Source organism: Aquibium sp. ELW1220 (assembly GCF_030398385.1).
Taxonomy (GTDB): Bacteria; Pseudomonadota; Alphaproteobacteria; order Rhizobiales; family Rhizobiaceae; genus Aquibium.
Genome location: NZ_JAOAOQ010000003.1, coordinates 230,365 through 251,962, shown reverse-complemented (window position 1 = coordinate 251,962; position 21,598 = coordinate 230,365). Strand labels below are relative to the sequence as shown.

18 protein-coding genes and 1 pseudogene are annotated in these 21,598 nt (G+C 66.8%); 11 read left to right on the top strand and 8 right to left on the bottom strand.

Annotation, left to right across the window (positions count from 1 at the left end; translation table 11 throughout):
* The first annotated feature begins 41 nt into the window (after positions 1 to 41).
* Both gatB and N1F91_RS04495 read left to right on the top strand, forming a co-directional pair.
* Positions 42 to 1,541 carry an Asp-tRNA(Asn)/Glu-tRNA(Gln) amidotransferase subunit GatB gene (gatB, locus tag N1F91_RS04500; RefSeq protein WP_289990538.1) on the top strand — a complete coding sequence of 500 codons (1,500 nt, stop codon included), beginning with the start codon at positions 42 to 44 and terminating at the stop codon, positions 1,539 to 1,541.
* Positions 1,541 to 2,032 (top strand): GNAT family N-acetyltransferase, encoded by a 492-nt coding sequence (locus N1F91_RS04495; RefSeq protein WP_289990579.1) that lies wholly within the window; start codon positions 1,541 to 1,543, stop codon positions 2,030 to 2,032. Before gatB ends, N1F91_RS04495 begins: the two co-directional genes overlap by 1 nt.
* On the opposite strand, the gene N1F91_RS04490 is transcribed toward N1F91_RS04495, so the two are convergent.
* Both N1F91_RS04490 and N1F91_RS04485 read right to left on the bottom strand, forming a co-directional pair.
* Positions 2,033 to 3,025, bottom strand: a complete 993-nt coding sequence (locus N1F91_RS04490; protein WP_289990537.1) for a DMT family transporter — start codon at positions 3,023 to 3,025, stop codon at positions 2,033 to 2,035.
* Positions 3,022 to 3,453 (bottom strand): annotated as a pseudogene (locus tag N1F91_RS04485) (transposase); the annotation flags it as partial. The gene N1F91_RS04490 and the pseudogene N1F91_RS04485, both read right to left, overlap by 4 nt.
* Before the next feature lie 214 nt (positions 3,454 to 3,667).
* Between N1F91_RS04485 and N1F91_RS04480 the strand changes: the two are divergent.
* The 6 genes from N1F91_RS04480 to N1F91_RS04455 all read left to right on the top strand — a co-directional run bounded on the left by N1F91_RS04480 (position 3,668) and on the right by N1F91_RS04455 (position 7,688).
* Positions 3,668 to 4,525 carry a type IV toxin-antitoxin system AbiEi family antitoxin gene (locus tag N1F91_RS04480; protein WP_289990578.1) on the top strand — a complete coding sequence of 286 codons (858 nt, stop codon included), beginning with the start codon at positions 3,668 to 3,670 and terminating at the stop codon, positions 4,523 to 4,525.
* Entirely contained in the window at positions 4,512 to 5,420 is a 909-nt protein-coding gene (locus N1F91_RS04475; RefSeq protein ID WP_289990536.1) for a nucleotidyl transferase AbiEii/AbiGii toxin family protein, read from the top strand. The genes N1F91_RS04480 and N1F91_RS04475 overlap by 14 nt, the downstream gene beginning before the upstream one ends.
* A gap of 33 nt (positions 5,421 to 5,453) precedes the next feature.
* On the top strand, positions 5,454 to 5,924 hold the full coding sequence (locus N1F91_RS04470; RefSeq protein ID WP_289990535.1) for a GNAT family N-acetyltransferase: 471 nt from the start codon (positions 5,454 to 5,456) through the stop codon (positions 5,922 to 5,924).
* A gap of 90 nt (positions 5,925 to 6,014) precedes the next feature.
* Positions 6,015 to 6,413: an NADH:ubiquinone oxidoreductase subunit NDUFA12 gene (locus tag N1F91_RS04465; RefSeq protein WP_289990534.1), complete on the top strand. Its 399-nt coding sequence runs from the start codon at positions 6,015 to 6,017 to the stop codon at positions 6,411 to 6,413.
* A 113-nt stretch (positions 6,414 to 6,526) separates the two neighbouring features.
* Positions 6,527 to 6,973 carry a DUF2155 domain-containing protein gene (locus tag N1F91_RS04460; protein WP_354670521.1) on the top strand — a complete coding sequence of 149 codons (447 nt, stop codon included), beginning with the start codon at positions 6,527 to 6,529 and terminating at the stop codon, positions 6,971 to 6,973.
* 79 nt (positions 6,974 to 7,052) lie between these two features.
* Entirely contained in the window at positions 7,053 to 7,688 is a 636-nt protein-coding gene (locus N1F91_RS04455) for a LysE family translocator (RefSeq protein WP_289990533.1), read from the top strand.
* A gap of 14 nt (positions 7,689 to 7,702) precedes the next feature.
* Here N1F91_RS04455 and aat read toward each other — a convergent pair whose 3' ends face one another.
* From aat to N1F91_RS04430, 5 genes are all read right to left on the bottom strand, one after another.
* Positions 7,703 to 8,320, bottom strand: a complete 618-nt coding sequence (gene aat / locus N1F91_RS04450; RefSeq protein WP_289990532.1) for a leucyl/phenylalanyl-tRNA--protein transferase — start codon at positions 8,318 to 8,320, stop codon at positions 7,703 to 7,705.
* 12 nt (positions 8,321 to 8,332) lie between these two features.
* Entirely contained in the window at positions 8,333 to 9,676 is a 1,344-nt protein-coding gene (accC, locus tag N1F91_RS04445) for an acetyl-CoA carboxylase biotin carboxylase subunit (protein WP_289990531.1), read from the bottom strand.
* 7 nt (positions 9,677 to 9,683) lie between these two features.
* Complete coding sequence (gene accB, locus N1F91_RS04440; protein WP_289990530.1) at positions 9,684 to 10,142, bottom strand: acetyl-CoA carboxylase biotin carboxyl carrier protein; 459 nt, start codon at positions 10,140 to 10,142, stop codon at positions 9,684 to 9,686.
* 217 nt (positions 10,143 to 10,359) lie between these two features.
* On the bottom strand, positions 10,360 to 11,160 hold the full coding sequence (locus tag N1F91_RS04435) for a DsbA family protein (RefSeq protein WP_289990529.1): 801 nt from the start codon (positions 11,158 to 11,160) through the stop codon (positions 10,360 to 10,362).
* 31 nt (positions 11,161 to 11,191) lie between these two features.
* Positions 11,192 to 12,601 carry a M48 family metalloprotease gene (locus N1F91_RS04430; RefSeq protein WP_289990528.1) on the bottom strand — a complete coding sequence of 470 codons (1,410 nt, stop codon included), beginning with the start codon at positions 12,599 to 12,601 and terminating at the stop codon, positions 11,192 to 11,194.
* A 127-nt stretch (positions 12,602 to 12,728) separates the two neighbouring features.
* Here N1F91_RS04430 and N1F91_RS04425 point away from each other — a divergent pair, with 127 nt between their 5' ends.
* Entirely contained in the window at positions 12,729 to 13,889 is a 1,161-nt protein-coding gene (locus N1F91_RS04425; protein WP_289990527.1) for an aminotransferase class I/II-fold pyridoxal phosphate-dependent enzyme, read from the top strand.
* A gap of 178 nt (positions 13,890 to 14,067) precedes the next feature.
* Here N1F91_RS04425 and N1F91_RS04420 read toward each other — a convergent pair whose 3' ends face one another.
* On the bottom strand, positions 14,068 to 17,034 hold the full coding sequence (locus N1F91_RS04420) for a ribonuclease E/G (RefSeq protein ID WP_289990526.1): 2,967 nt from the start codon (positions 17,032 to 17,034) through the stop codon (positions 14,068 to 14,070).
* A gap of 625 nt (positions 17,035 to 17,659) precedes the next feature.
* Between N1F91_RS04420 and N1F91_RS04415 the strand changes: the two genes are divergently transcribed.
* Complete coding sequence (locus tag N1F91_RS04415) at positions 17,660 to 18,907, top strand: N-acetylmuramoyl-L-alanine amidase (protein WP_289990525.1); 1,248 nt, start codon at positions 17,660 to 17,662, stop codon at positions 18,905 to 18,907.
* 204 nt (positions 18,908 to 19,111) lie between these two features.
* On the top strand, positions 19,112 to 21,559 hold the full coding sequence (locus tag N1F91_RS04410) for a penicillin-binding protein 1A (protein WP_289990524.1): 2,448 nt from the start codon (positions 19,112 to 19,114) through the stop codon (positions 21,557 to 21,559).
* The last annotated feature ends 39 nt before the right edge of the window (positions 21,560 to 21,598 follow it).

The window sequence follows — 21,598 nt, the reverse complement described above, 5'->3', positions numbered from 1 at the left end:
TAGCCAACCGGCATGTCCGAATGTGAGGTTTCCGGCCCGAAATGAGCATCATCGACACCCGCACGCCCGACCCGAAGCGGCTGATTTCCGGCGCCACCGGCGACTGGGAGGTGATCGTGGGCCTGGAGGTCCATGCCCAGGTGAGCTCGAACTCCAAGCTCTTCTCGGGCGCCTCGACCGACTTCGGCTCCGCGCCCAACGACAATGTCAGCCTCGTCGACGCGGCCATGCCGGGCATGCTGCCGGTGATCAACGAGGAATGCGTGAAGCAGGCGATCCGCACCGGGCTCGGGCTCAAGGCGCAGATCAATCTGAAGTCGGTCTTCGACCGCAAGAACTATTTCTATCCCGATCTGCCGCAGGGCTACCAGATCTCGCAGTTCAAGCAGCCTATCGTCGGCGAGGGCAAGGTCATCGTCTCGGTCGGTCCGGACCGGCAGGGCCAGTTCGAGGACATCGAGGTGGGCATCGAACGCCTGCATCTCGAGCAGGACGCCGGCAAGTCGATGCACGACCAGCATCCGACCATGTCCTATGTCGATCTCAACCGCTCGGGCGTGGCGCTGATGGAGATCGTCTCGAAGCCCGACATCCGCTCGGCCGACGAGGCCAAGGCCTACGTGACCAAGCTGCGCACCATCATGCGCTATCTCGGCACCTGCGACGGTAACATGGACGAGGGCTCGCTGCGCGCCGACGTCAACGTCTCGGTGCGCAAGCCGGGCGGCGCATTCGGCACGCGCTGCGAGATCAAGAACGTCAACTCGATCCGCTTCATCGGCCAGGCGATCGAGGCGGAGGCGCAGCGCCAGATTGCCATCCTGGAGGACGGCGGCAGGATCGACCAGGAGACGCGGCTGTTCGACCCCGCCAAGGGCGAGACCCGCTCGATGCGCTCGAAGGAAGAGGCGCACGACTATCGCTACTTCCCCGATCCGGACCTCCTGCCGCTCGAATTCGACCAGGCCTATGTCGACGCGCTGGCAAAGCACCTGCCCGAACTGCCCGACCAGAAGAAGGAGCGCTTCGTCTCGGCCATGGGCCTGTCGGCCTACGACGCGTCGGTGCTGGTGGCCGAGAAGGCCGTCGCCGATTTCTTCGAGCAGGTCGCCGCGGGCCGCGACGGCAAGATGGCGGCGAACTGGGTCATCAACGACCTGCTCGGTGCCTTGAACAAGTCCGGCAAGGCCCTTGAAGAGACTCCCGTTTCTGCCGACCAGCTCGGCGCCATCATCGACCTGATCAGGGAAGGCACCATCTCCGGTAAGATCGCCAAGGACCTGTTCGAGATCGTCTGGACCGAGGGCGGCGACCCGCGCGAACTCGTCGAGAGCCGCGGCCTGAAGCAGGTCACCGACACCGGCGCCATCGAGAAGGCGGTCGACGAGGTGATCGCGGCCAATCCCGACAAGGCGGAACAGGCCCGCGCCAAGCCGACGATGGCGGGCTGGTTCGTCGGCCAGGTGATGAAAGCCACCGGCGGCAAGGCCAATCCGCAGGCCGTCAACGACCTGGTGAAGGCGAAGCTCGGGATCGAATGATGTTCATCCGCACCGCCGGGCCCAACGACCTGCCGGCGATCCGGGACGTGCTGGTGGAGACCTGGCACGCGACCTATGACGGCATCTACGGTGCCGCCAGGGTGACGGAGATCACGAATGACTGGCATTCGCTGCGGTCGCTGAGGGCGCAGCTGGACAAGCCGGATGCGGAGTTCGTGGTGGCCGACGACGGCGTGGCGATTGCCGGCATGGCCTTCGCCGGAACGGCCGACGACGGCAAGACCGTGACGCTGTCGCAGCTCTACGTCCGGCCGGGCCGCCAGGGGCAGGGGATCGGCGGGATGCTGCTCGACGAGATCATCGAGAGCTTCCCGGATGCCGAGCGCATCCGGCTGGAGGTCGAGCCGGCGAATGCCCGCGCCATCGCCTTCTATCTCACGCAGGGCTTCGTCGAGATCGGCCGCACGGAGAACTGCGGGCGCGACCAGTCGGGCATCCCGGCGCTGATCCTGGAACGTGCGGTCGCCTGATCAGCGGCCGCGCGCCGCGGGCGGGCGCAGCCGGTGCTGCCGTCCGAGCCGCGCCTCGCGCCAGAAGACGAAGATCCCCGCTGCCGCGATCAGGGCGATGCCGATCCACGAGATCGCGTCCGGCCAGTCGCCCCAGATGGCGACGCTCCAGAACACGGCGAGCGGCATGCCGACATATTCGAAAGGCGCGATCAGGCCCGGCTGCGCGATCCTGTAGGCCTGGCTGGCGCAATAGGCGCCGGTCGAACCGATGACGCCCATCAGCGACAGCAGCAGGAAATCGCCCGGTGTCGGCCAGACCCAGGCGCGCAGCAGGAATTCGAGGCTGGCATCGTCGCTGCCGGCATACCGCCCGTCGCCGAAGGCGAGCCCGACGGCGCCCGAAAACAGGATGAAGAACAGGTTCAGGTAGAAGGCCATGGTCGAGGCGCTCTCGGTCACGCCGATCTTGCGGCTGGTGATCTGCAGCAAGGCGTAGAAGAAGGCGCCGATGAGCGGCAGGAGCGCGGCGACCTGGAAGGCGGCGCTGCCCGGCTGGATGACGATCACGACGCCGATCATGCCGGCCGCGACCGCCGCCCAGCGCCGCGGGCCCACCCGGTCGCCGAGCAGCAGCACCGAAAGCGCGGTGATGAACAGCGGCGAGACGAAATAGATCGCCGTCGCCTCGCCGAGCGGCAACGTCGCCAGCCCGGCATAGAAGGCCATGTTGGCGGTGACCAGGATCGCGCCGCGCAGGAGATGGAAGCCCGGCCGGCGGGTGCGCAGCGCCGAATAGGAGCCTTCCAGCGGCACGAAGACGGCGAGGATGACGAGCATGCCGACGAGGCTGCGGATGAAGGTGATCTGGTGCAGAGGATAGCCGTCGGAGAGCCATTTGATCGCGACGTCGTTGATCGAAAAGATCGTCGCGGCGCCGACCGCAAACAGGATGCCGGCGACGCTGGCGCTCGCCGGCGTGGCGCCTGAGAGTCCGTTTGAAAACGGGTTCAATGGCTTATCCTGCGCGGCAGAAGGCTTCCCATGGCGACGTGGGACATGGCTTCGGAGACGTCGATGTGCTGTTCGTAGTCGGGCACGAGGCGGCGCGAGCGCGTGGGCCAGCCGAAGGTTCGTTCGACGACCCGGCGTCTTGGCAGCAGCTTGAAACCGGGCTCGCTGTCGGTGCGGCGCACGACCTCGACGACGAAATCCAGGAAGGCGGCCTTCTCCGGCAGCTGCCGGCGGTCACAGGCGCCGTCGGCCGGTGTCAGGTCGACCATCGGCAATCGCCCGTTGGTGTCGACCGCGATGTGACGCTTGCAGCCGAAAGGCATCTCGGCGGCATCGTCGCCGCGCGCTGCGCCATGCGCGGGTGCCTTTACCGTCTGGCTGTCGATGATGCCGGCGCTCGGACTGGCCATGCGGCCTCGCGTCTCTCGTGTCCCCATCCACAGGGTGGATCACGATCCAGCAACGAAGGAAACCCATTTTTCCAATGGACTCGAAACGGATGTCAACGTCATGCGGTTTGGGTTGGTTTCGAATGAGAAGGGGGCGACGGTTCGCAAGAAGGCAGCCAGGCTCAATCTGGATGAGCCCTTAAGGCGGATGTCAAACTGGCTTTTGGTTTGAACTTCTGCTACCATGCTCAATATGGATGAGCAGAGAACACAACGTGTAAACCGGCTTGCGCACGATCTCCCTGAGGGGCTCGTGGTTGATGGGGCGTGGCTGGAGGCCAAGGGCTATGCCAGCAATCTGCGCACCTACTATACGAAAACCGGCTGGCTCGACCAGCCGGTGCGGGGTGTCTATCGCCGGCCACGCGGTCCCCTCAAATGGCAGCAGGTCGTGATTTCCTTGCAGACCCTGCTGCTGGAGCGGCATGGGCCCCTCTGCGTCGGTGGTCGTACCGCGCTCGCGCTGGATGGCCATGCGCACTATCTCTCGCCGGGCATAGAGACGGTCCATCTCTACGGACCCAAGCCACCGCCCTCCTGGGTGTTCAAGCTGCCGGTCGATGCGCGTTTCGTCTATCACAGCGACAAGCTGTTTGCCGGCGACCACAAAAGCCGGGGCATGACCGGCCTTGCCTGGGATATCCGCAACAATTCGGGGCGTGACCTCTCAACGCTTCAGGGCGGAGACTTCACGACGATGAGTTGGGGGCAATGGGATTGGCCACTCACCCTGTCATCGCCTGAGCGCGCCATGTTGGAACTGCTCGATGAACTCCCCCATCGGGAGAGCTTCGATCAGGCAGACAAGCTCATGGAGGGGCTTTCCAATCTCCGTCCTCGCCATCTGCAGAAGCTCCTGGCCGATTGTCGGAGCGTGAAGGTCAAGCGGCTGTTCTTCTTCTTCGCCGATCGGCATCGGCACGCCTGGCTGAAGCGTCTGGATAAATCGTCGATCGACCTTGGATCGGGCAAGCGTTCTCTGGTTTCGGGCGGCCGCCTCGATCCTGTCTACAACATCACTGTCCCGGAAGCGCTCTATGGCCGTGAATGAGGCCTATCGCGGGCAGGTTGCTCTCCTCATACGCATCATTCCTCTGGTGGCTGAGGAAGAGGTGTTTGCCCTCAAAGGGGGCACGGCGATCAATCTCTTCGTGCGCGATCTGCCGCGTCTGTCGGTTGATATCGATCTCACCTATCTGCCGGTCGCAAACCGTGCGGAGTCGCTTGCCGGCATCGATGCTGCCATGAAGCGCATCGAGGCGCGGGTTGTTCGGGTGGTGGGCGGTGCGGCCATCACCAGGGCCATGACCGAGGGCTGCATCACCAAGCTTCTCGTGCGGGCCGGTGGTGCCCAGGTCAAGATCGAACTCTCGCCCGTCATGCGCGGTACGGCCTACGAGCCCGAACTCCGCAGTGTGACACCCACCGTTGAAGACACCTTCGGCTTTGCCGAAATCCGCGTCGTGTCCATGGCCGACCTGTATGCAGGAAAGCTGGTGGCCACCCTCGACCGTCAGCATCCCCGTGACCTGTTCGATGTGCGGGAACTTCTCGCTCATGATGGCATCTCCGATGAATTGCGCGAAGCCTTCATCCTCTACCTCATCAGCCACAACAGGCCGATGCATGAGGTGCTGTCCCGCAGGCGCAAGGAACTGTTGGCCGAGTACCAAACCGGCTTTGCGGGGATGACCGTGGAGCCGGTTGCCATTGAAGAGCTGATCAAGACGCAGACCGACATGTTTGCGGCTCTGCTCGATCAGATGCCGCTGCAGCACCAGGAATTCCTGATCGGCTTCGAAGAGGGGAAGCCTGACTGGTCGCTCCTCGCGATCCCCCATGCGAGCAGCCTGCCGGCCGTCCTGTGGCGTCAGCAGAACCTGGATAAGCTCAGGGTGGAGCAGCGGACAGATCTTGTCGCAAACCTTCGTCGCGTTCTGCGATAAACGTCGCCTGCATGATGGCCGGAGGCACACAGAATGAAACCCGATACGACCGATCTCGTCATCCGTGAGGCCCGCCGCGACGACGTGCCTGCGATCGCCGCCCTGTATGCGGCAGACGCGGTCGGCGGCCATGGCGATAGCGCCGATCCGGCGGCGCTGCCCGACTACATGGCCGCCTTCGAGCGAATCGCGGCGAGCCCCGCCGACCGCCTCTTCGTCGCGGAGATGGATGGGGTGGTGGTCGGCACCTTCCAGACGACGCTGACGCCGATGATGACGTGCCGCGGGCGGCTGGTCCTGACGGTCGAGGGCGTCCAGACGCGCGCCGACAGGCGCGGCGGCGGCATCGGCGCGGCGATGATGCGCCATGCGGTGGCGCAGGCCAGGGAGGCAGGCGCGGGGCTCGTCCAGCTGTCCTCCAACGCCGCGCGGATCGAGGCGCATCGGTTTTACGAGCGCCTCGGATTCGAGAGGAGCCACGTGGCGTTCAAGATGAAGCTCTAGCGGCCCGGCCGGGGCAGGCGCCGCGCCGCGCCCCTTGCTTTCGCCGCCTTCGGGAGCCATAAGGCGGACATATCCGCGCGAGGTCCTGCGATGTTGAAATTCCTGACCCAGATGTTCACCTGGTGGAACGGCCAGACGCTGAACACGCGCTTCCACACCTGGCGCAACGGCACCTTCGTGGGCAAGGACGAGCAGGGGAACCTGTACTACACCGGCGGTACCGATTCGGAGGGCCGCCAGCGCCGCTGGGTCATCTACAATGGCCTGTCGGAGGCCACCCGCGTGCCGCCCGGCTGGCACGGCTGGCTGCACCATCGGGTCGATGTCGCGCCGACCCAGGAAAACTATCAGGCCCACGAGTGGGAAAAGGCGCACGAGCCGAATCACACCGGTTCCTGGAAGGCCTACCGCCCCAAGGGCTCGGTGCTGCGCCCCGGCGACCGCCCGGCCGTCACCGGCGACTACGACGCCTGGACACCAGGGAACTGATTGCGCAGACGAGCAATCGTATCGCCACAATCCATGGTTAACCGTCTGTTGATCCGGGCAGGCGAGGATGGCCGGCGGATCAAGCGTCAGGCAGAGGTTTCGGTCGAAGACAGATGATATCGACGGCATCCAAACATCTGGTCCGGTCGCTCTGCTGCGCGCTGGCCCTCGGTCTTCTTCCGATGGGCGCCGCCGCCCAGGATGCCGCGCCCGTGGAGCGCATCAAGAATCCGGTGGCCGAGTTCACCGGCATCGACAAGGTCACCGGCCGCATCATCACCTTCGACGTCTATATCGACGAGACGGTGCAGTTCGGCGCCCTGCAGGTGACGCCGCGCGTCTGCCTGTCCAGCCCCGACACCGACGAGGCAAGGACGGATTCCTTCGTCGAGGTCGACGAGATCACGCTCGACCGCAAGATCCGGCGCATCTTCACCGGCTGGATGTTCGCCGAGAGCCCAGGCCTCAATGCCGTCGAGCACTCGGTCTACGACGTCTGGCTGAAGGCCTGCAAACAGAACTCCGACGTGCCGCCGCCCGAGACCGCCAAGGCGGACTGACGACGCGCCGCACGACTATCGCGAGCCGCCGGCTGGGGTTATGGATGGCAGGGGCCCTGTCGCGGGCCTTGGAGCCATCATGCCCGCCATCGACATCCTGGTCACCTTCATCGTCACCACGGCGCTCTTTGCCTTCATTCCCGGGCCGGCGATGATGTATGCGGCGGCGCGCACGCTGGCAGGCGGCCGGTCGGCCGGTCTGATGGCGAGCCTCGGCATCCATCTCGGCTGCTATGTCCACGTGGTCGCCGCGGCCGCCGGGCTGTCGATGCTGTTCCACGCGGTCCCCGCGCTCTATCTGGCCGTGAAGGTCGCCGGTGCCGTCTACCTGATCTGGCTCGGCGTCGGGGCCTTTCGCGCGGCCGGAGCCTCTTCGGGCGAACTGCCGCTCGACTTGCCGCGCAAATCGGGCCGGCGCGCCTTTGCCGAGAGCATCGCGGTGGAGGTGCTGAACCCGAAGACGGCGCTCTTCTTCCTGGCCTTCCTGCCGCAATTCGTCGATGCGGCAGCGGCGCTGCCGGTCTGGGCGCAACTGCTTATCCTGGGCACGGTGGTCAACCTGACCTTCTCGCTGGCCGACATCGTCTGCGTGTTGATCGCGGGCCGGCTGGTGGAGACGCTTCGCCACTCGTCGCGTGCCCGGCAGATGGCGCAGCGGCTCGGCGGGACCGTGCTGGTCGGTCTCGGTGTCCACGTCGCGCTGCAGCGGAGCTGACGCCCGATCCGTCGTCAGGGGTAGAAGACGGCCTCGCCCGAGATGCCGTTGGCGAGCAGCTTCTCGTATTTGCGCCGCGGCACGTCGATGGCGCCGAAGCGCTTCAGGTGCTCGGTGGTGAACTGCGTGTCGAGGAGAACGAAGCCGCGCTGCTTCAGCCGTTCGACCAGAGCCACGAGACAGACCTTCGAGGCATCGGTCTCCAGCGAGAACATGCTTTCGCCGAAGAAGGTGCGCCCGAGCGTCACGCCGTAGAGGCCGCCGACGAGCCGGTCGTCGCGCCGCGCTTCCACCGTGTGGCAGTGGCCGCGCTCGAACAGCTTGCCGTAGGCCTCGCGGATCGGCCCGTTGATCCAGGTCGAGGGGCGAATCTCGCGCGACTGCGCGCAGCCGTCGATCACGCCCCCGAAGTCGCGATCGAACGCGATCGAAAAGACCTGCCGCCGGATCGTCTTTGCCAGGCTGCGCGGCACATGGAAGCCGTCGAGAGGGATGACGCCCCGGGTCTCCGGCCGGACCCAGAACACCTCCGGATCGTCGGCGTTCTCGGCCATGGGGAAGACACCCGAGGCATAGGCCTTGAGCAGGAGATCCGGCGGGATGCGGTGACCGGGCGCGAAGGGACGTTCCATCGCCGGCCCGGCTCAGTCCTTGGCCGCGAGGTACTTCTCCAGCCAGTGGATGTCGTAATCGCCATTGGCGATGTCGCCGTTGCCGACGAGATCGCGAAACAGCGGCAGCGTCGTCTTGATGCCGTCGACCACGAATTCGTCGAGCGCGCGACGCAGGCGCATCATGCATTCGACGCGGTTGCGGCCATGCACGATGAGCTTGCCGATCAGGCTGTCGTAGTAGGGCGGGATGCGGTAGCCCGAATAGACGCCGGAATCGACGCGGATGCCGAGGCCGCCGGGCGTGTGGAAATGGGTGATGGTGCCGGGCGAGGGCGTGAAGGTGCGCGGGTCTTCCGCGTTGATGCGGCACTCGATGGCGTGGCCCTGGAAGCGGACCTCGTCCTGGCGAACCGACAGACCGCCGCCGGAGGCGACGCGAATCTGCTCGTGGACCAGATCGATGCCGGTGATGGCTTCGGTCACGGGATGCTCGACCTGCAGGCGCGTGTTCATCTCGATGAAGTAGAACTCGCCGTCCTCGTAGAGGAACTCGATCGTGCCGGCACCGGAATAGCCGAGATCGGCGATGGCCTTGGCGCAGGTTGCGCCGATGCGCGCGCGTTCCTCGGCGTTGAGGGCAGGCGAGTTCGCCTCCTCCCAGACCTTCTGGTGGCGCCGCTGCAAGGAGCAGTCGCGCTCGCCGAGATGGATGGCGCCGCCGCGGCCGTCGCCCACCACCTGCACCTCGATGTGGCGCGGCTTTTCGAGGTATTTCTCGATGTAGACGGCGTCGTCGCCGAAGGCAGCTCCGGCTTCCGAGCGCGCGGTGGCGAGCGCGATCTCGAGGTCGGCCTCGCTGCGCGCGACCTTCATGCCGCGTCCGCCGCCGCCGGCCGAGGCCTTGATGATGACGGGATAGCCGATCTCACCGGCGATGCGCTTGGCTTCCTTCTCCTCGGTCACGGCTCCATCGGAACCGGGCACGACCGGGATGCCGAGGCGCTTGGCGGTGCGCTTGGCCTCGATCTTGTCGCCCATGATGCGGATGTGGTCGCCGGAGGGGCCGATGAAGGTGATGTTGTGGGCCGCCAGGATGTCGGCGAAGCGGGCATTCTCCGACAGGAAGCCGTAGCCCGGATGGATCGCGTCGGCGCCGGTGATCTCGCAGGCAGCGACGATCTGGTGGATGTTGAGATAGCTGTCGCGCGACGGCGGCGGGCCGATGCACACGCTCTCGTCGGCCAGGCGCACATGCATGGCGTCGGCGTCGGCCGTCGAATGCACCGCCACCGTCTGGATGCCGAGCTCCTTGGCCGCGCGCAGGACCCGCAGGGCGATTTCGCCGCGGTTGGCGATGAGGATCTTCTGGAACATGCCGCGACTACTCGATCACGACGAGCGGCTCGCCGAACTCGACCGGCTGAGCATCCTCGAACAGGATCTGCGTGACGGTGCCGGCGCGGGGCGAAGGAATCTGGTTCATCGTCTTCATGGCTTCGATGATGAGCAGCGTCTGGCCCTCGCGCACCTTCTGGCCGACCTCGATGAAGGCGGGCGAGCCGGGCGAGGGGCAGGCATAGGCAGTGCCCACCATCGGCGAGGGGACGATCTTGTCGGACGACGGGGCCGAGGGCTTGGCCGCTTCCACGGGCGCCGACGCGCGCTCGTAGACCGGCGCGGGCGCCGGGGCGGCCATGGCCTGGACCACGGTCGACTGACGCGAAACCTTGATCCGCAGGTCGCCCTGCTCGACTTCGATTTCCGAAAGGTTGGTTTCGTTGAGGATGCCCGCCAGGTCGCGAATGAGCTTCTGGTCTATGCCGGGGGTCTTGGTCGCCATTGGGCCTGTGTTCCTTCGCAATTCCGCTCGCGCGTCCAGCGGCAGGCTCGTGCCCCTGATCCGCCGGCGCCGCGCCGGCCCGCGAGATCATGTCGCAATGCACCCGCCGGGCGCCGCACCTCTATAGTCGGGTTGATGCGCGCGTGAAAGAGCGCAAACGCGTTCTTTCCCCGCGTAAAGCACCGCTTCGAGGCCGATCCGGGGGCGATATGCCCCGTCAGCAGGTGGCCTTGCCGCACTGCTCGAGATTGGCGATCTTCTGCTCCAGCACGTCGCGTCCGAGCGCACCGAAGACGACTTCCTCGCCGACGACGTAGGAGGGCGTGCCGGTGATGCCGAGCTGGTTGGCGATCTCGTAGGTCCGGTTGAACACGTCGGCGATCTTGGGGTCCTTCATCTCGCGACGCAGCGCCGCCTCGTCCGCGCCGAGCGACACCGCCACCTTGATCGCGCTCTCCTCGGTCGCACGGCCGGCCGCGCTCATCAGCTTGACGTGAAACTCGCCGTACTTCTCCGGCATCAGGTGCTGGAAGGCCTGGCCGACGATGTGGGCGCGCTGCGAATCCGGCCCGAGGATCGGGAACTCCTTGAGCACGAAGCGCACGTCCGGATTGGCCTTGGTCAGCTCCAGCATGTCGCCCAGCGCGCGCTTGCAGTAGCCGCAATTGTAGTCGAAGAACTCGACGAGCGTGTACTTGCCGTCGGGGTTTCCGTAGACGCCGTCATGCGCGGAATTGAAGATGTCGTCGCTGGCGCCGCGAATGGTCTCGAGCTGGGCCGCCTGCTGCTGGTCGCGCTGCCGAGCCTCCAGCGCGTCCTGCACTTCCAGCATCACCTCCGGATTGGCGATCAGGTATTCGCGCACGATCGATTCGATTTCGGCGCGGGTGAAGCCGGCCGTCTTCTCGCCGGCCGTTTCGGCGGCGATGCCGGTTGCCGGCCCGACGACAGCGCCCGAGACGAGCAGACCCGCCAGCAGGGAGAAGCTGGCCGCGCGCAGACCGAAAGATTTCTTCATGACCGGTTTTTCCCGCATTGGACGAGGCCCCTCATTTTTTCTTCCGGGGCTTGCTCGTGTTGATGATGTCCTGGGCGCGAACCCAGCTCGGCGAACCGGGCTTGAACTTCTGCTGCGCCCGCATGGCAAAGATGCTCGCGTCCTGAAAGGCGCCCGAGTAGTAGGAGGCCTCGGCGGTTGCGAGCTCCGCCTCCGCCACGTCGCCAAGCATGCCGTAGGCCTGCGCCAGATGGCGGTAGGCGGCGGCGTTCTCGCGGTCGCGGTCGAGCGCGCCGCGGATGTCCTTCACGGCCTGCCGCGCCGAATCCCGGTCGCCCACCGCCAGCAGGGCCTGACCGCGCTGGATCTGGATGATGGCCGACTTGGATGGATCGAGCGCGAGCGCCCGGCCATAGGCCTTGGCGGCCTCCGCCGGCTTGTTGGCGCGAATCAGCGCCTCGCCGCGCATCTCGTGGAAATAAGGGTTGTTGGGGTTCTCGCGGATCAGCGCGTCGATCTTGGCCAGCGCATTGGCCGGGCTGCCGCGCAGATGCGTGTTGATCGCGTCCGCATAGCGCGCGGGCAGCCCCAGCGGATCGTTGCGGAACAGCCGCGAGGTCGCAGCCGGTCCTTCCATGTAGGCGGCGATCTTGGCGCGCATCAGATCATGGCGAAGCTGCAGCGCGGCCGGGTCCGGCTTGCCGAAACTCCGGCTCTGGCGCGCCAGCGTCTCGAGATTCGAGATGCGCTCGCGCGGCATCGGATGGCTGATCTGATAGGGATCGATACGGGCGCCCGACAGCGACAGCGCGCTCTGGAAGCGCTGGAAGGTCTTGAGCATGCCGGCCGCCGACTGGCCCGTCTTTTCCAGATAGGTCAGCGCCGAGCGGTCGGCGGCGATCTCCTCGGCGCGCTGGTAGCCGAGCAGCGTGCGCCGCGCGACCTCGCTGCCACCGGCCGCGATGCCGGTGCCGCCCTGCGCCAGCCCGCCATTGCCCGACAGGGCGCCGCCGACGGCCGCGCCGACGCCGAGCAGCGTGGCCACCAGCGCCATGGTCTGCGCCCGCTCCAGCTGCTGGCGCAGCTTTTCCTGGTGGCGGCCGGCGATGTGCCCGGCCTCGTGGGCGATGACACCGATGATCTCGCCCGGCGTCTCCGCCGTCATCAGCGCGCCGGTGTTGATGAACATGCGCCGCCCGACGACGAAGGCGTTGAAGCCGCGGTCGTTGACCAGGATGATGTCGACGCCGGCCTTCTGCAGGCCGGCCGCGCCGAGAATCGGCCGCGCATAGTCGCGCACCAGCGCCTCGATCTCCGCATCGCGGACGATGGGAAGGCGCTGCTGCTGGGCGAGCGCCGGACCGGAGGCGGCAAGAAACAGCTGAACGGCCGCCAGGGGAGGGACCAGACGGCGAAAGGCGCTGCGGAACGTCCTCGAACGGGGGGAAGGGGAATGGATCATGGCGGGGATCACAGGTAGACGAGCCTCACGCGGATGAAAAGCCAAGTGAAGAGGCTTCATTGTTTTGTGATCCCGGAGCAATCCGGCGATTGTACGGCGAATTGACGAACGGGATGCGAGAGACCGGATGAAGACAGCCATTTCGAGACGCAGCGCCATCGAGCCCTTCCATGCGATGGACGTACTGGCAGAAGCCAACCGGCTGCGCGCGCAAGGGGCCCCGATCATCTCCATGGCCGTCGGCCAGCCCTCCGATCCCGCGCCGCAGGCCGTGCGCGACGCGGCCGCCCGCGCAGCCCGCGACGGCCGCATCGGCTACACCGACGCACTCGGCCTGCGCATCCTGCGCGAGGCGATCGCGGGCCACTATGCCGACCACTACGGCGTGACCGTCCCGCCCGAGCGCATCGTGGCGACGACCGGCTCGTCGGCCGCCTTCAACCTCGCCTTCCTGTCCATGTTCAATGCCGGCGAGCGCGTCGCCATCACGGCGCCGGGCTATCCGGCCTATCGCAACATCCTGAAGGTGCTCGGCATCGAGGCGGTCGAGATCGATCTCGCGGGTGCCGGATGGCTGACCGCCGAGCGACTGGAGGAAGCGCATGCGCGGTGGCCGTTCCAGGGACTGCTCTTCGCCAGTCCGGCGAATCCGACCGGCTCGATCACGCCGGACGACGAGATTAGCCGCATCCTCGCGACATGCGAGCGGCTGGGCGTCCAGGTGATCTCGGACGAAATCTACCACCGGCTGGCCTACGACCGGCCGGACCGCACGGCGCTGGCGCTCGATCCGGACGTCGTGGTGATCAACTCGTTTTCGAAATACTACTGCATGACCGGCTGGCGCATCGGCTGGATGGTGCTGCCCGAGACGCTGCTGCGGCCTGTCGAGCGGATCCAGCAGAGCCTCTACATCTCGGCGCCCGAAATCTCGCAGATCGCCGCCGTTCCCGCCTTCGCCGCGACGGAGGAACTGGAAGCCGTGAAGGCACGCTATGCGCAAAGCCGCGCCATGCTTCTGGAACGCCTGCCGCGCCTCGGCCTCGCCATCGCCTCGCCGATGGACGGCGGCTTCTACGCCTATTGCGACGTCTCGCGCTTCACCAATGACAGCATGGACTTCGCCCGCAAGATGATCGCCGAAGCCCATGTCGCGGCGACGCCGGGGATCGACTTCGACACCGTCAACGGCCACCGAACCATGCGCTTCTCCTATGCCGGCGCCACCGCCGACATGGTCACGGCGATGGACCGGCTGGAAGCCTGGCTCGCGGGGCAGGGCGGCTGAGCGGGTCGGACGCTGCCCGCAGGCGCAATGACGCGCTCCGGCTAGAGGGTTGGCGGGCTGTCGCTGCGACGTGACGCTCCGCAGCGGCGAAGGTATCGCCAACGAAGAAGGGGCTGCCCTCGGGCAGCCCCTCCAGGCACGGCGGAACGACCGCCGTGCGAGCAATGTCAGTTACTTCTCAAAAGAAGCTCTTGCGCTGCCACCAGCCGGCCTTGCGCGGCTTGGCCTCGCTGTCGGCAGCCGGTTCGGCGGCCGACGTGACCACCGGTTCGGTCGCCAGCGGTGCCGACGGCTTGCGCCGGGAAGCCCGCGCCGCTTCGGCCGTCTCCGCGGCAGGCGCCGGTTCGGCGGCCGGCTCGGCAGCGACCTCGGCCGGCTGTTCGACCGGAACCTCGGCAGCCGGAGCCGCCTCGGCTTCGGGGCTGGCGGCGACGGGAGCCTGCGCCGCTGCCTCGGCCGCGAGGGCCGCGGCCTCCGCTTCGGCGAGCGCCTTCTTGGACGGCCGCCGGGCACGCTTCTTGGGCGCCGGCTTTTCGTCGGCCTCGGGTGCCGTCTCGGCAACCGGTTCAACCGCGGCTTCGGCTGCGACGGCCTTGGCCACCGGCGCTTCCTCCGTCACGGCTGCCGGTGCCTCGGCGAGGCTCTCGCCGGCCGGTGCGTCGTCGGCCTCGTCGTCGGCGCCCTCGGCGCCGGCTTCGATGTCGCTGCCATCCGCATCGCGACGGTTCTTGCGGCCGCCGCGCTTGCCGCGCCGGCGCTTCTTGCCGCCGTCCGCGTCTGCGCCGGCCTCATCGGCCATCTCGACGGCTTCCGCCTCGCTCCCGGCCTGCTCGGGCTCGTCCATGTCGGCGTCCGGAGCCGCATCCGCAGCCACCTGCGGGCCGGTCTCCTGACCGTCGCGATCGCGACCGCCGCGCCGCCGCCGCCGCTTGCGCTTGCGGCGACCCTGGCCGTCGTCGGAAGCGCTCTCGCGCGGCTCCCTCTGCTCGCGCGGTTCCCGCCGCTCGGGCTGCGCGGCGACGACCTCCTCTTCCTCTTCCTCGTCCTCGACCTCCGGCACGATCTCCGCGTCGAGGATCTCGTCCTCGGTGGTGTCGGCATAGGAGGGCATCGCCGGCATGGCGATCGGGTTCTCCACCACCGCGCCGCGCGTGATCGCGTAGTGCTGGATGCCCACGCTCTCGTCCGCCTCGATGGTGATCGACAGGCCGAAGCGGGTCTCCAGGTCGACGATGTTGGCGCGCTTGTGGTTGAGAACGTAGAGCGCGGTGGCCACCGGCGTGCGCACGGTGATGTGGTGGCGGTTGTCCTTGAGCAGGTGCTCCTCGATGGCCCGCACGACGTGCAGGGCGACCGACGAGTCCGAACGGACGTGGCCGGTGCCGCCGCAATGCGAGCAGGGCTTCATCGTCGATTCGAGCACGCTGGCGCGGATGCGCTGGCGCGACATCTCCAGCAGGCCGAAATGCGAGATGCGGCCGACCTGGATGCGCGCCCGGTCGTTCTTCAGGCAGTCCTTCATCTTCTTCTCGACCGAGCGGTTGTTCCGCTTCTCTTCCATGTCGATGAAGTCGATGACGATCAGGCCGGCGAGGTCGCGCAGGCGCAGCTGGCGCGCCACTTCCTCGGCAGCCTCCAGGTTGGTCTGCAGCGCGGTGTCCTCGATCGAGTGCTCCTTGGTCGAGCGACCGGAGTTGACGTCGATGGAGACCAGCGCCTCGGTCTGGTTGATGATGATGTAGCCACCGGACTTCAGCGTCACCTGCGGCTGCAGCATGCGGTCGAGCTGGGCCTCGATGCCGTTGCGGGCAAAGATCGGCACGACGTCGCGATAGGGCTGGACCACCTTGGCATGGCTGGGCATCAGCATGCGCATGAAGTCCTTGGCCTCGCGGTAGCCCTCGTCGCCGGCCACGAGGATTTCGTCGATGTCCTTGTTGTAGAGGTCGCGCACCGAACGCTTGATCAGGCTGCCTTCCTCGTAGACGAGGGCAGGGGCGGTCGACTGCAGCGTCAGCGTGCGGACGTTCTCCCACAGCCGCATCAGATACTCATAGTCGCGCTTGATTTCCGGCTTGGTGCGGTTGGCACCGGCCGTGCGCAGGATGACGCCCATGCCCTGCGGCACGTCGAGTTCCTTGACGACGTCCTTCAGCCGCTTGCGGTCCTGGATGCTGGTGATCTTGCGCGAGATGCCGCCGCCGCGCGCCGTGTTCGGCATCAGCACCGAGTAGCGGCCGGCGAGCGACAGGTAGGTGGTGAGTGCCGCACCCTTGTTGCCGCGCTCTTCCTTGACGACCTGGACGAGCAGGATCTGCCGGCGCTTGATGACTTCCTGGATCTTGTACTGCTTGCGGAACACCTTGCGGCGGTTCGGCAGTTCCTCCATCGCGTCCTCGGCGCCGACCGATTCGACCTCCTCGTCGCCTTCTTCGATCGAGCGGGGGCCGCCATTGTCGTCGCCGTCGTCGCTGCCGAAGTCGCGCGAGCGCTCCGAATGGCCGTCGGCATCTTCCGACACGATGTCGGCCGAGATCGCCGCAGCCATCGCCGGGCCGCCCGACTTGCCGTTGTCCGATCCGTCATCGTCCTCGTCGGACGCTTCGTCCTGCCGGTCGTGAGCGGGGAGCTCGTCGCCGGCCGACAAGGGGTCGCCATTCTCGAAGCTTCCGACCGACTCGACGCCTTCGTCCTCCGAATCGCTCTCCGAGTCGGCGTCGGCATCGACGGCTTCGCCCGCGGCGTTGGTCTCGTCGTCGCGGCGGTTGCGGCCGCGGCCACGGCCGTTGCGGCGTCGCTTCTGCTTGCCGCGCTCGCCGCGCTCTTCCGGATCCTCGTCCTCATCCTCGTCCTCGGCGGCTTCCGCCTCGGCCCTCAGCAGCGCCTGACGGTCGGCCACCGGGATCTGGTAGTAGTCGGGATGGATTTCGCTGAAGGCGAGGAAGCCGTGGCGATTGCCGCCATACTCCACGAAGGCCGCCTGGAGCGACGGCTCCACCCGCGTCACGCGGGCGAGATAGATGTTGCCTTTGAGCTGCTTCTTGTCCTGGGACTCGAAGTCGAATTCCTCGATACGGTTACCGCGTGTGACGACGACCCGTGTTTCCTCCGGGTGGGAGGCATCGATAAGCATTTTGTTGGGCATAAGAATTTGTCTCCCCGGCAGCCGCCATCACGGGTGGACGCGTCACCGCGCACCGCCTTGTGAGTCTCGGAGGGATCGTGCCGGATAATCTGTGGTCCGCCGACTGCCGTGACCAGAACGCCGGAAGATGCCCGTCCGCAGCCACGAAGGCGCGGTTCTGATCGGGGGTTGTCTTCAGGGCGCCCAAGGCCATCGCATTTCCAGGCGAAACGTTTTCAACCAAGGCCCGGCGCGCCGGACCAGCTCTTTGCTCATACAGAGCCGGCGCGGAAGACAACTTCCGGCCGTTTTCATCACTCAAGGTATTCGCGATAGTCGCGAACGCCTTGACGAAAACTTTCTGGTTCACTACGCGCCAGCGACCAGGCCGTCGCCATCGACTTGGAACTTCCGGACAATTGTCGGAAGGCCGATCGGGAGGCGGTCCCGAGCATTGAAGTAACCCAGCGACGCTTTTATGATTTGGGCGCGACGATGGCAACCCCCGTTTCCGATGCCGGCAAAGGGGGCGTCGGCAACTGCCGCGCGACAACCTTCGGTTAACCACGCGCGGATACGATCCGTTAACGAGACGCATGTCCGGAAGGCCGGGCGCCGACGAAATAGGGTGGCGGGACAGGAACTGATGCAACGATCGCAGGATCACCGCCGGCGACTGCTGCGTTCGGGAATGGCGTGGCTTGCCGTGCTGTTCGCGCTGGTTCTCGGCCAGGCTGCGGCGCTGGCGGCGCCGAACGCCGACGAGGACGCGCTTCGGGCGCATGCCTATCGGATGGCCGGCGACGCGGTGCGGATGCGCGTCGTGGTGGAGTTCGACCGCGAGCCGGACGTGAAGTGGTTCCTGCTGCGCGGACCGCACCGGCTGATCGTCGACCTGCCGGCGACGAACTTCGCCTTCGAGCCGGACCAGCTCGATCCGCGCGGGCTCGTGGCAGGGGTACGCTACGGCAATCTCGGCACCGGTTCGTCGCGAATCATATTGACGGGCAACGGGCCGTTCACGGTCGAGAACCTTTCGCTGCTGGAGAACGAGAACTCGCCCGGCCATCGCATGGTGATCGACATCGTCGCCGATTCGGAAGCGGCCTTCGAGCGCGCGCTGGCCGACCAGGCGGCGACGACGGCCTCCACGGTGACGACCGGCAAGAACGACCGCGTCGGCGTGCGCGCCCCGATCGAGAAGCCGTTCACGATCGTCATCGATCCAGGCCATGGCGGTATCGACGGGGGCGCGAAGGCCGTCAGCGGGACGGCCGAGAAGGACCTGACGCTGTCTTTCTCGCGCGAGCTGCTCGAGCGGCTCAAGTCCACGGGTCGCTTCAACGTCTTCATGACGCGCGACGACGACGTCTTCCTGCGGCTCGACGAACGGGTGCGGATCGCGCGCCAGCACGAGGCCGATCTGTTCGTGTCGATCCATGCCGACACGATCAGCCTGCCGGGTATCCGGGGCGCGACCGTCTACACGATCTCCGAGAAGGCCTCCGACGAGGTCGCCCGGGCCGCCGCCGAGCGCGAGAACCTCTCCGATTCGGTGGCCGGCATCGAGATCGCCGACGACAACCAGCAGGTGGCCGATATCCTGTTTGACCTGGTGCGGCGCGAGACGCACGGCTTCTCGGTCGCGTTCGCCCGCGCGCTGGTCGACGAACTCGGGCGGGCGATCGAGATGATCAACAATCCGCAGCGGTCGGCCGGCTTCCGGGTGCTGCGCGCGCCGGACGTGCCGTCGGTGCTCGTGGAGCTCGGATACCTGTCCAACGCCAAGGATGCCGCGAAACTCCAGGACCCCGTCTGGCGCGAGAAGGCGGTGAGCAGCATGACCGTGGCGATCGAGGCCTTCGCGGCGATTCGCACCGGTGCGGGCGGCTGAAACGGGCGGCGGGGATTGACGGCAGTGGCCTTTTGGCAACATGCCTGGCGGGCAGGGCGCCACGGGTTGGACGAACGGTTTTCCTGCCGCATTTTGCCCACATGAGGAAGGCAATGAGCGGTCGGTGAGACGGAGGGCGGCTTCTCCCGGTGGAGGCGCTTCCGGGATGCTGCCGGACTTCGGGTTGTCCGGATTGGAGCGGGTATGATTCGACTGATTGGATACTTCTTCGGCGTTGCCATCATGCTCGGCCTGGTGGTGGCGGGAGGCGTCGCCCTCTACATCAGCCAGCTGACCAACGATCTGCCGGATTACGAGGTCCTTGCCCGCTACGAGCCGGCCGTCACCAGCCGCGTCCACGCCTCGGACGGAGAGCTGATGGCCGAGTTCGCCAAGGAGCGGCGGCTGTTCCTGCCGATCCAGGCGATCCCCGACCGCGTCAAGGCAGCATTCCTCTCTGCCGAGGACAAGAACTTCTACACCCACCCCGGCATCGACGTGACGGGCCTCGTCCGTGCCGTCGTCACCAACCTGCAGAACGTCGGCAGCGGCCGCCGCCCGGTCGGCGCGTCGACGATCACCCAGCAGGTCGCCAAGAACTTCCTGCTCACCTCGGACCAGACCTACGATCGCAAGATCCGCGAGATGATCCTCGCCTTCCGCATCGAGCAGGCCTATTCGAAGGACCGCATCCTCGAACTCTACCTGAACGAGATCTTCTTCGGTCTCGGTTCCTACGGCATCGCCGGCGCCGCGCTCGCCTATTTCGACAAGTCCGTCAACGAGCTGACCATTGCCGAGGCGGCCTACCTGGCCGCGCTGCCCAAGGGTCCGTCCAACTACCATCCCTTCCGCCACACCGAGCGCGCCATCGAGCGCCGCAACTGGGTGGTCGACCAGATGGTGGAGAACGGTTACGTGGACGCCGCCGAAGGCGCGAAGGCCAAGGAAACCGGCCTCAACGTCAACCCGCGCCGCCGCGGCAGCAACCTGTTCGCGGGCGAGTACTTCACCGAGGAGGTGCGCCGCGAGATCATCCAGCGCTACGGCGAGGATGCGCTCTACGCCGGCGGCCTATCGATCCGTACCACGCTCGACCCGAAGCTCCAGATGATGGCGCGTACCGCGCTGCAGCACGGCCTGATCCGCTTCGACACGCTGCGCGGCTTCCGCGGTCCGGTGACCACCATCGCCACCGACGGCGACTGGGGTGTGGCGCTGGCCGAAGTGCCTGCCCTGTCGGACGTCCCCGAATGGACCCTGGCGGTCGTCCTCGAGGTCGGTGCCAAGGGCCTCGAGCTCGGCCTGCAGCCGCAGCGCGAAGTCTCCGGCGAACTGGCGCCGGAACGCCGGACGATCTCGATCGCGACCGCCGAGATGGGCTGGGCCATGCGCCACGTCGTCGACGGCAAGCTGCTCAAGGCGAAGTCGCCCTCCGACGTCCTCGACGTCGGTGACGTCGTCTATGTCGAGAAGACCGGAGACGACGGCTGGATCCTGCGCCAGGTGCCCAAGGTCGGCGGCGGCATGGTGGCGATGGACCCGCACACCGGCCGCGTTCTGGCCATGGTCGGCGGCTTCTCCTTCGCCGCCTCCGAGTTCAACCGCGCCACCCAGGCGATGCGCCAGCCGGGCTCGTCGTTCAAGCCGATCCTCTACGCCGCCGCGCTCGACAATGGCTACACGCCGGCCTCCGTGGTGCTCGACGGTCCCATCACCATCACCATCGGCAACGAGGTCTGGTCGCCGAAGAATTATGGCGGGCAGGCCGCCGGCCCCTCGACGCTGCGGGCGGGCATCGAGCGCTCGCGAAACCTGATGACGGTGCGGCTGGCCAACGACATGGGCATGCCGCTGGTGGCCGAATATGCCGAGCGCTTCGGCGTCTACGACCGCATGCCGCCGCACATCGCCATGTCGCTCGGCTCGGGCGAGACGACGGTCATGCGCATGGTGTCGGCCTATTCGGTCTTCGCCAATGGCGGCAAGTCGATCAAGCCGTCGCTCATCGACCGCATTCAGGATCGCTACGGCAAGACCGTCTACAAGCACGACGATCGCGGCTGCGAGGGCTGCAACGCCGCCGAATGGCGCGGCCAGGGAGAACCGGAGCTGATCGACACTGCCGAGCAGGTGCTCGACCCGATGACGGCCTACCAGATCACTTCGATGATGCAGGGCGTGGTGCAGCGCGGCACGGCCACCACCATCGCCGAGCTCGGCCGGCCGATCGCCGGCAAGACCGGCACCACCAACGACGAGAAGGACGCCTGGTTCATCGGCTTCACGCCCGACATCGTCGTCGGCGTCTACCTCGGCTACGACCAGCCCTCGCCGATGGGCAAGGGCTCGACGGGCGGCGGCCTCGCGGCGCCGATCTTCAAGGAGTTCATGGCCGAAGCGCTGAAGGACATGCGTCCGGTCGACTTCCAGATTCCGCAGGGCATGAAGCTGATCCCGATCAACCGCCAGACCGGCATGCAGGCCTACGAAGGCGAGGCGGGCGTGATCATGGAAGCCTTCAAGCCCGGCACCGGGCCTGCCGATTCCTATTCCATCATCGGCGGCGAGTTCGGCGACTCGGTGGAAGGCGCCGCCATCTCGCCCTCGGCGAGCCGCGCCATCTCGACGGGCGGCGGCGGTCTCTACTGACCGCTGCGGCCCGGCGCATCGGCACCACACCACCGAAGC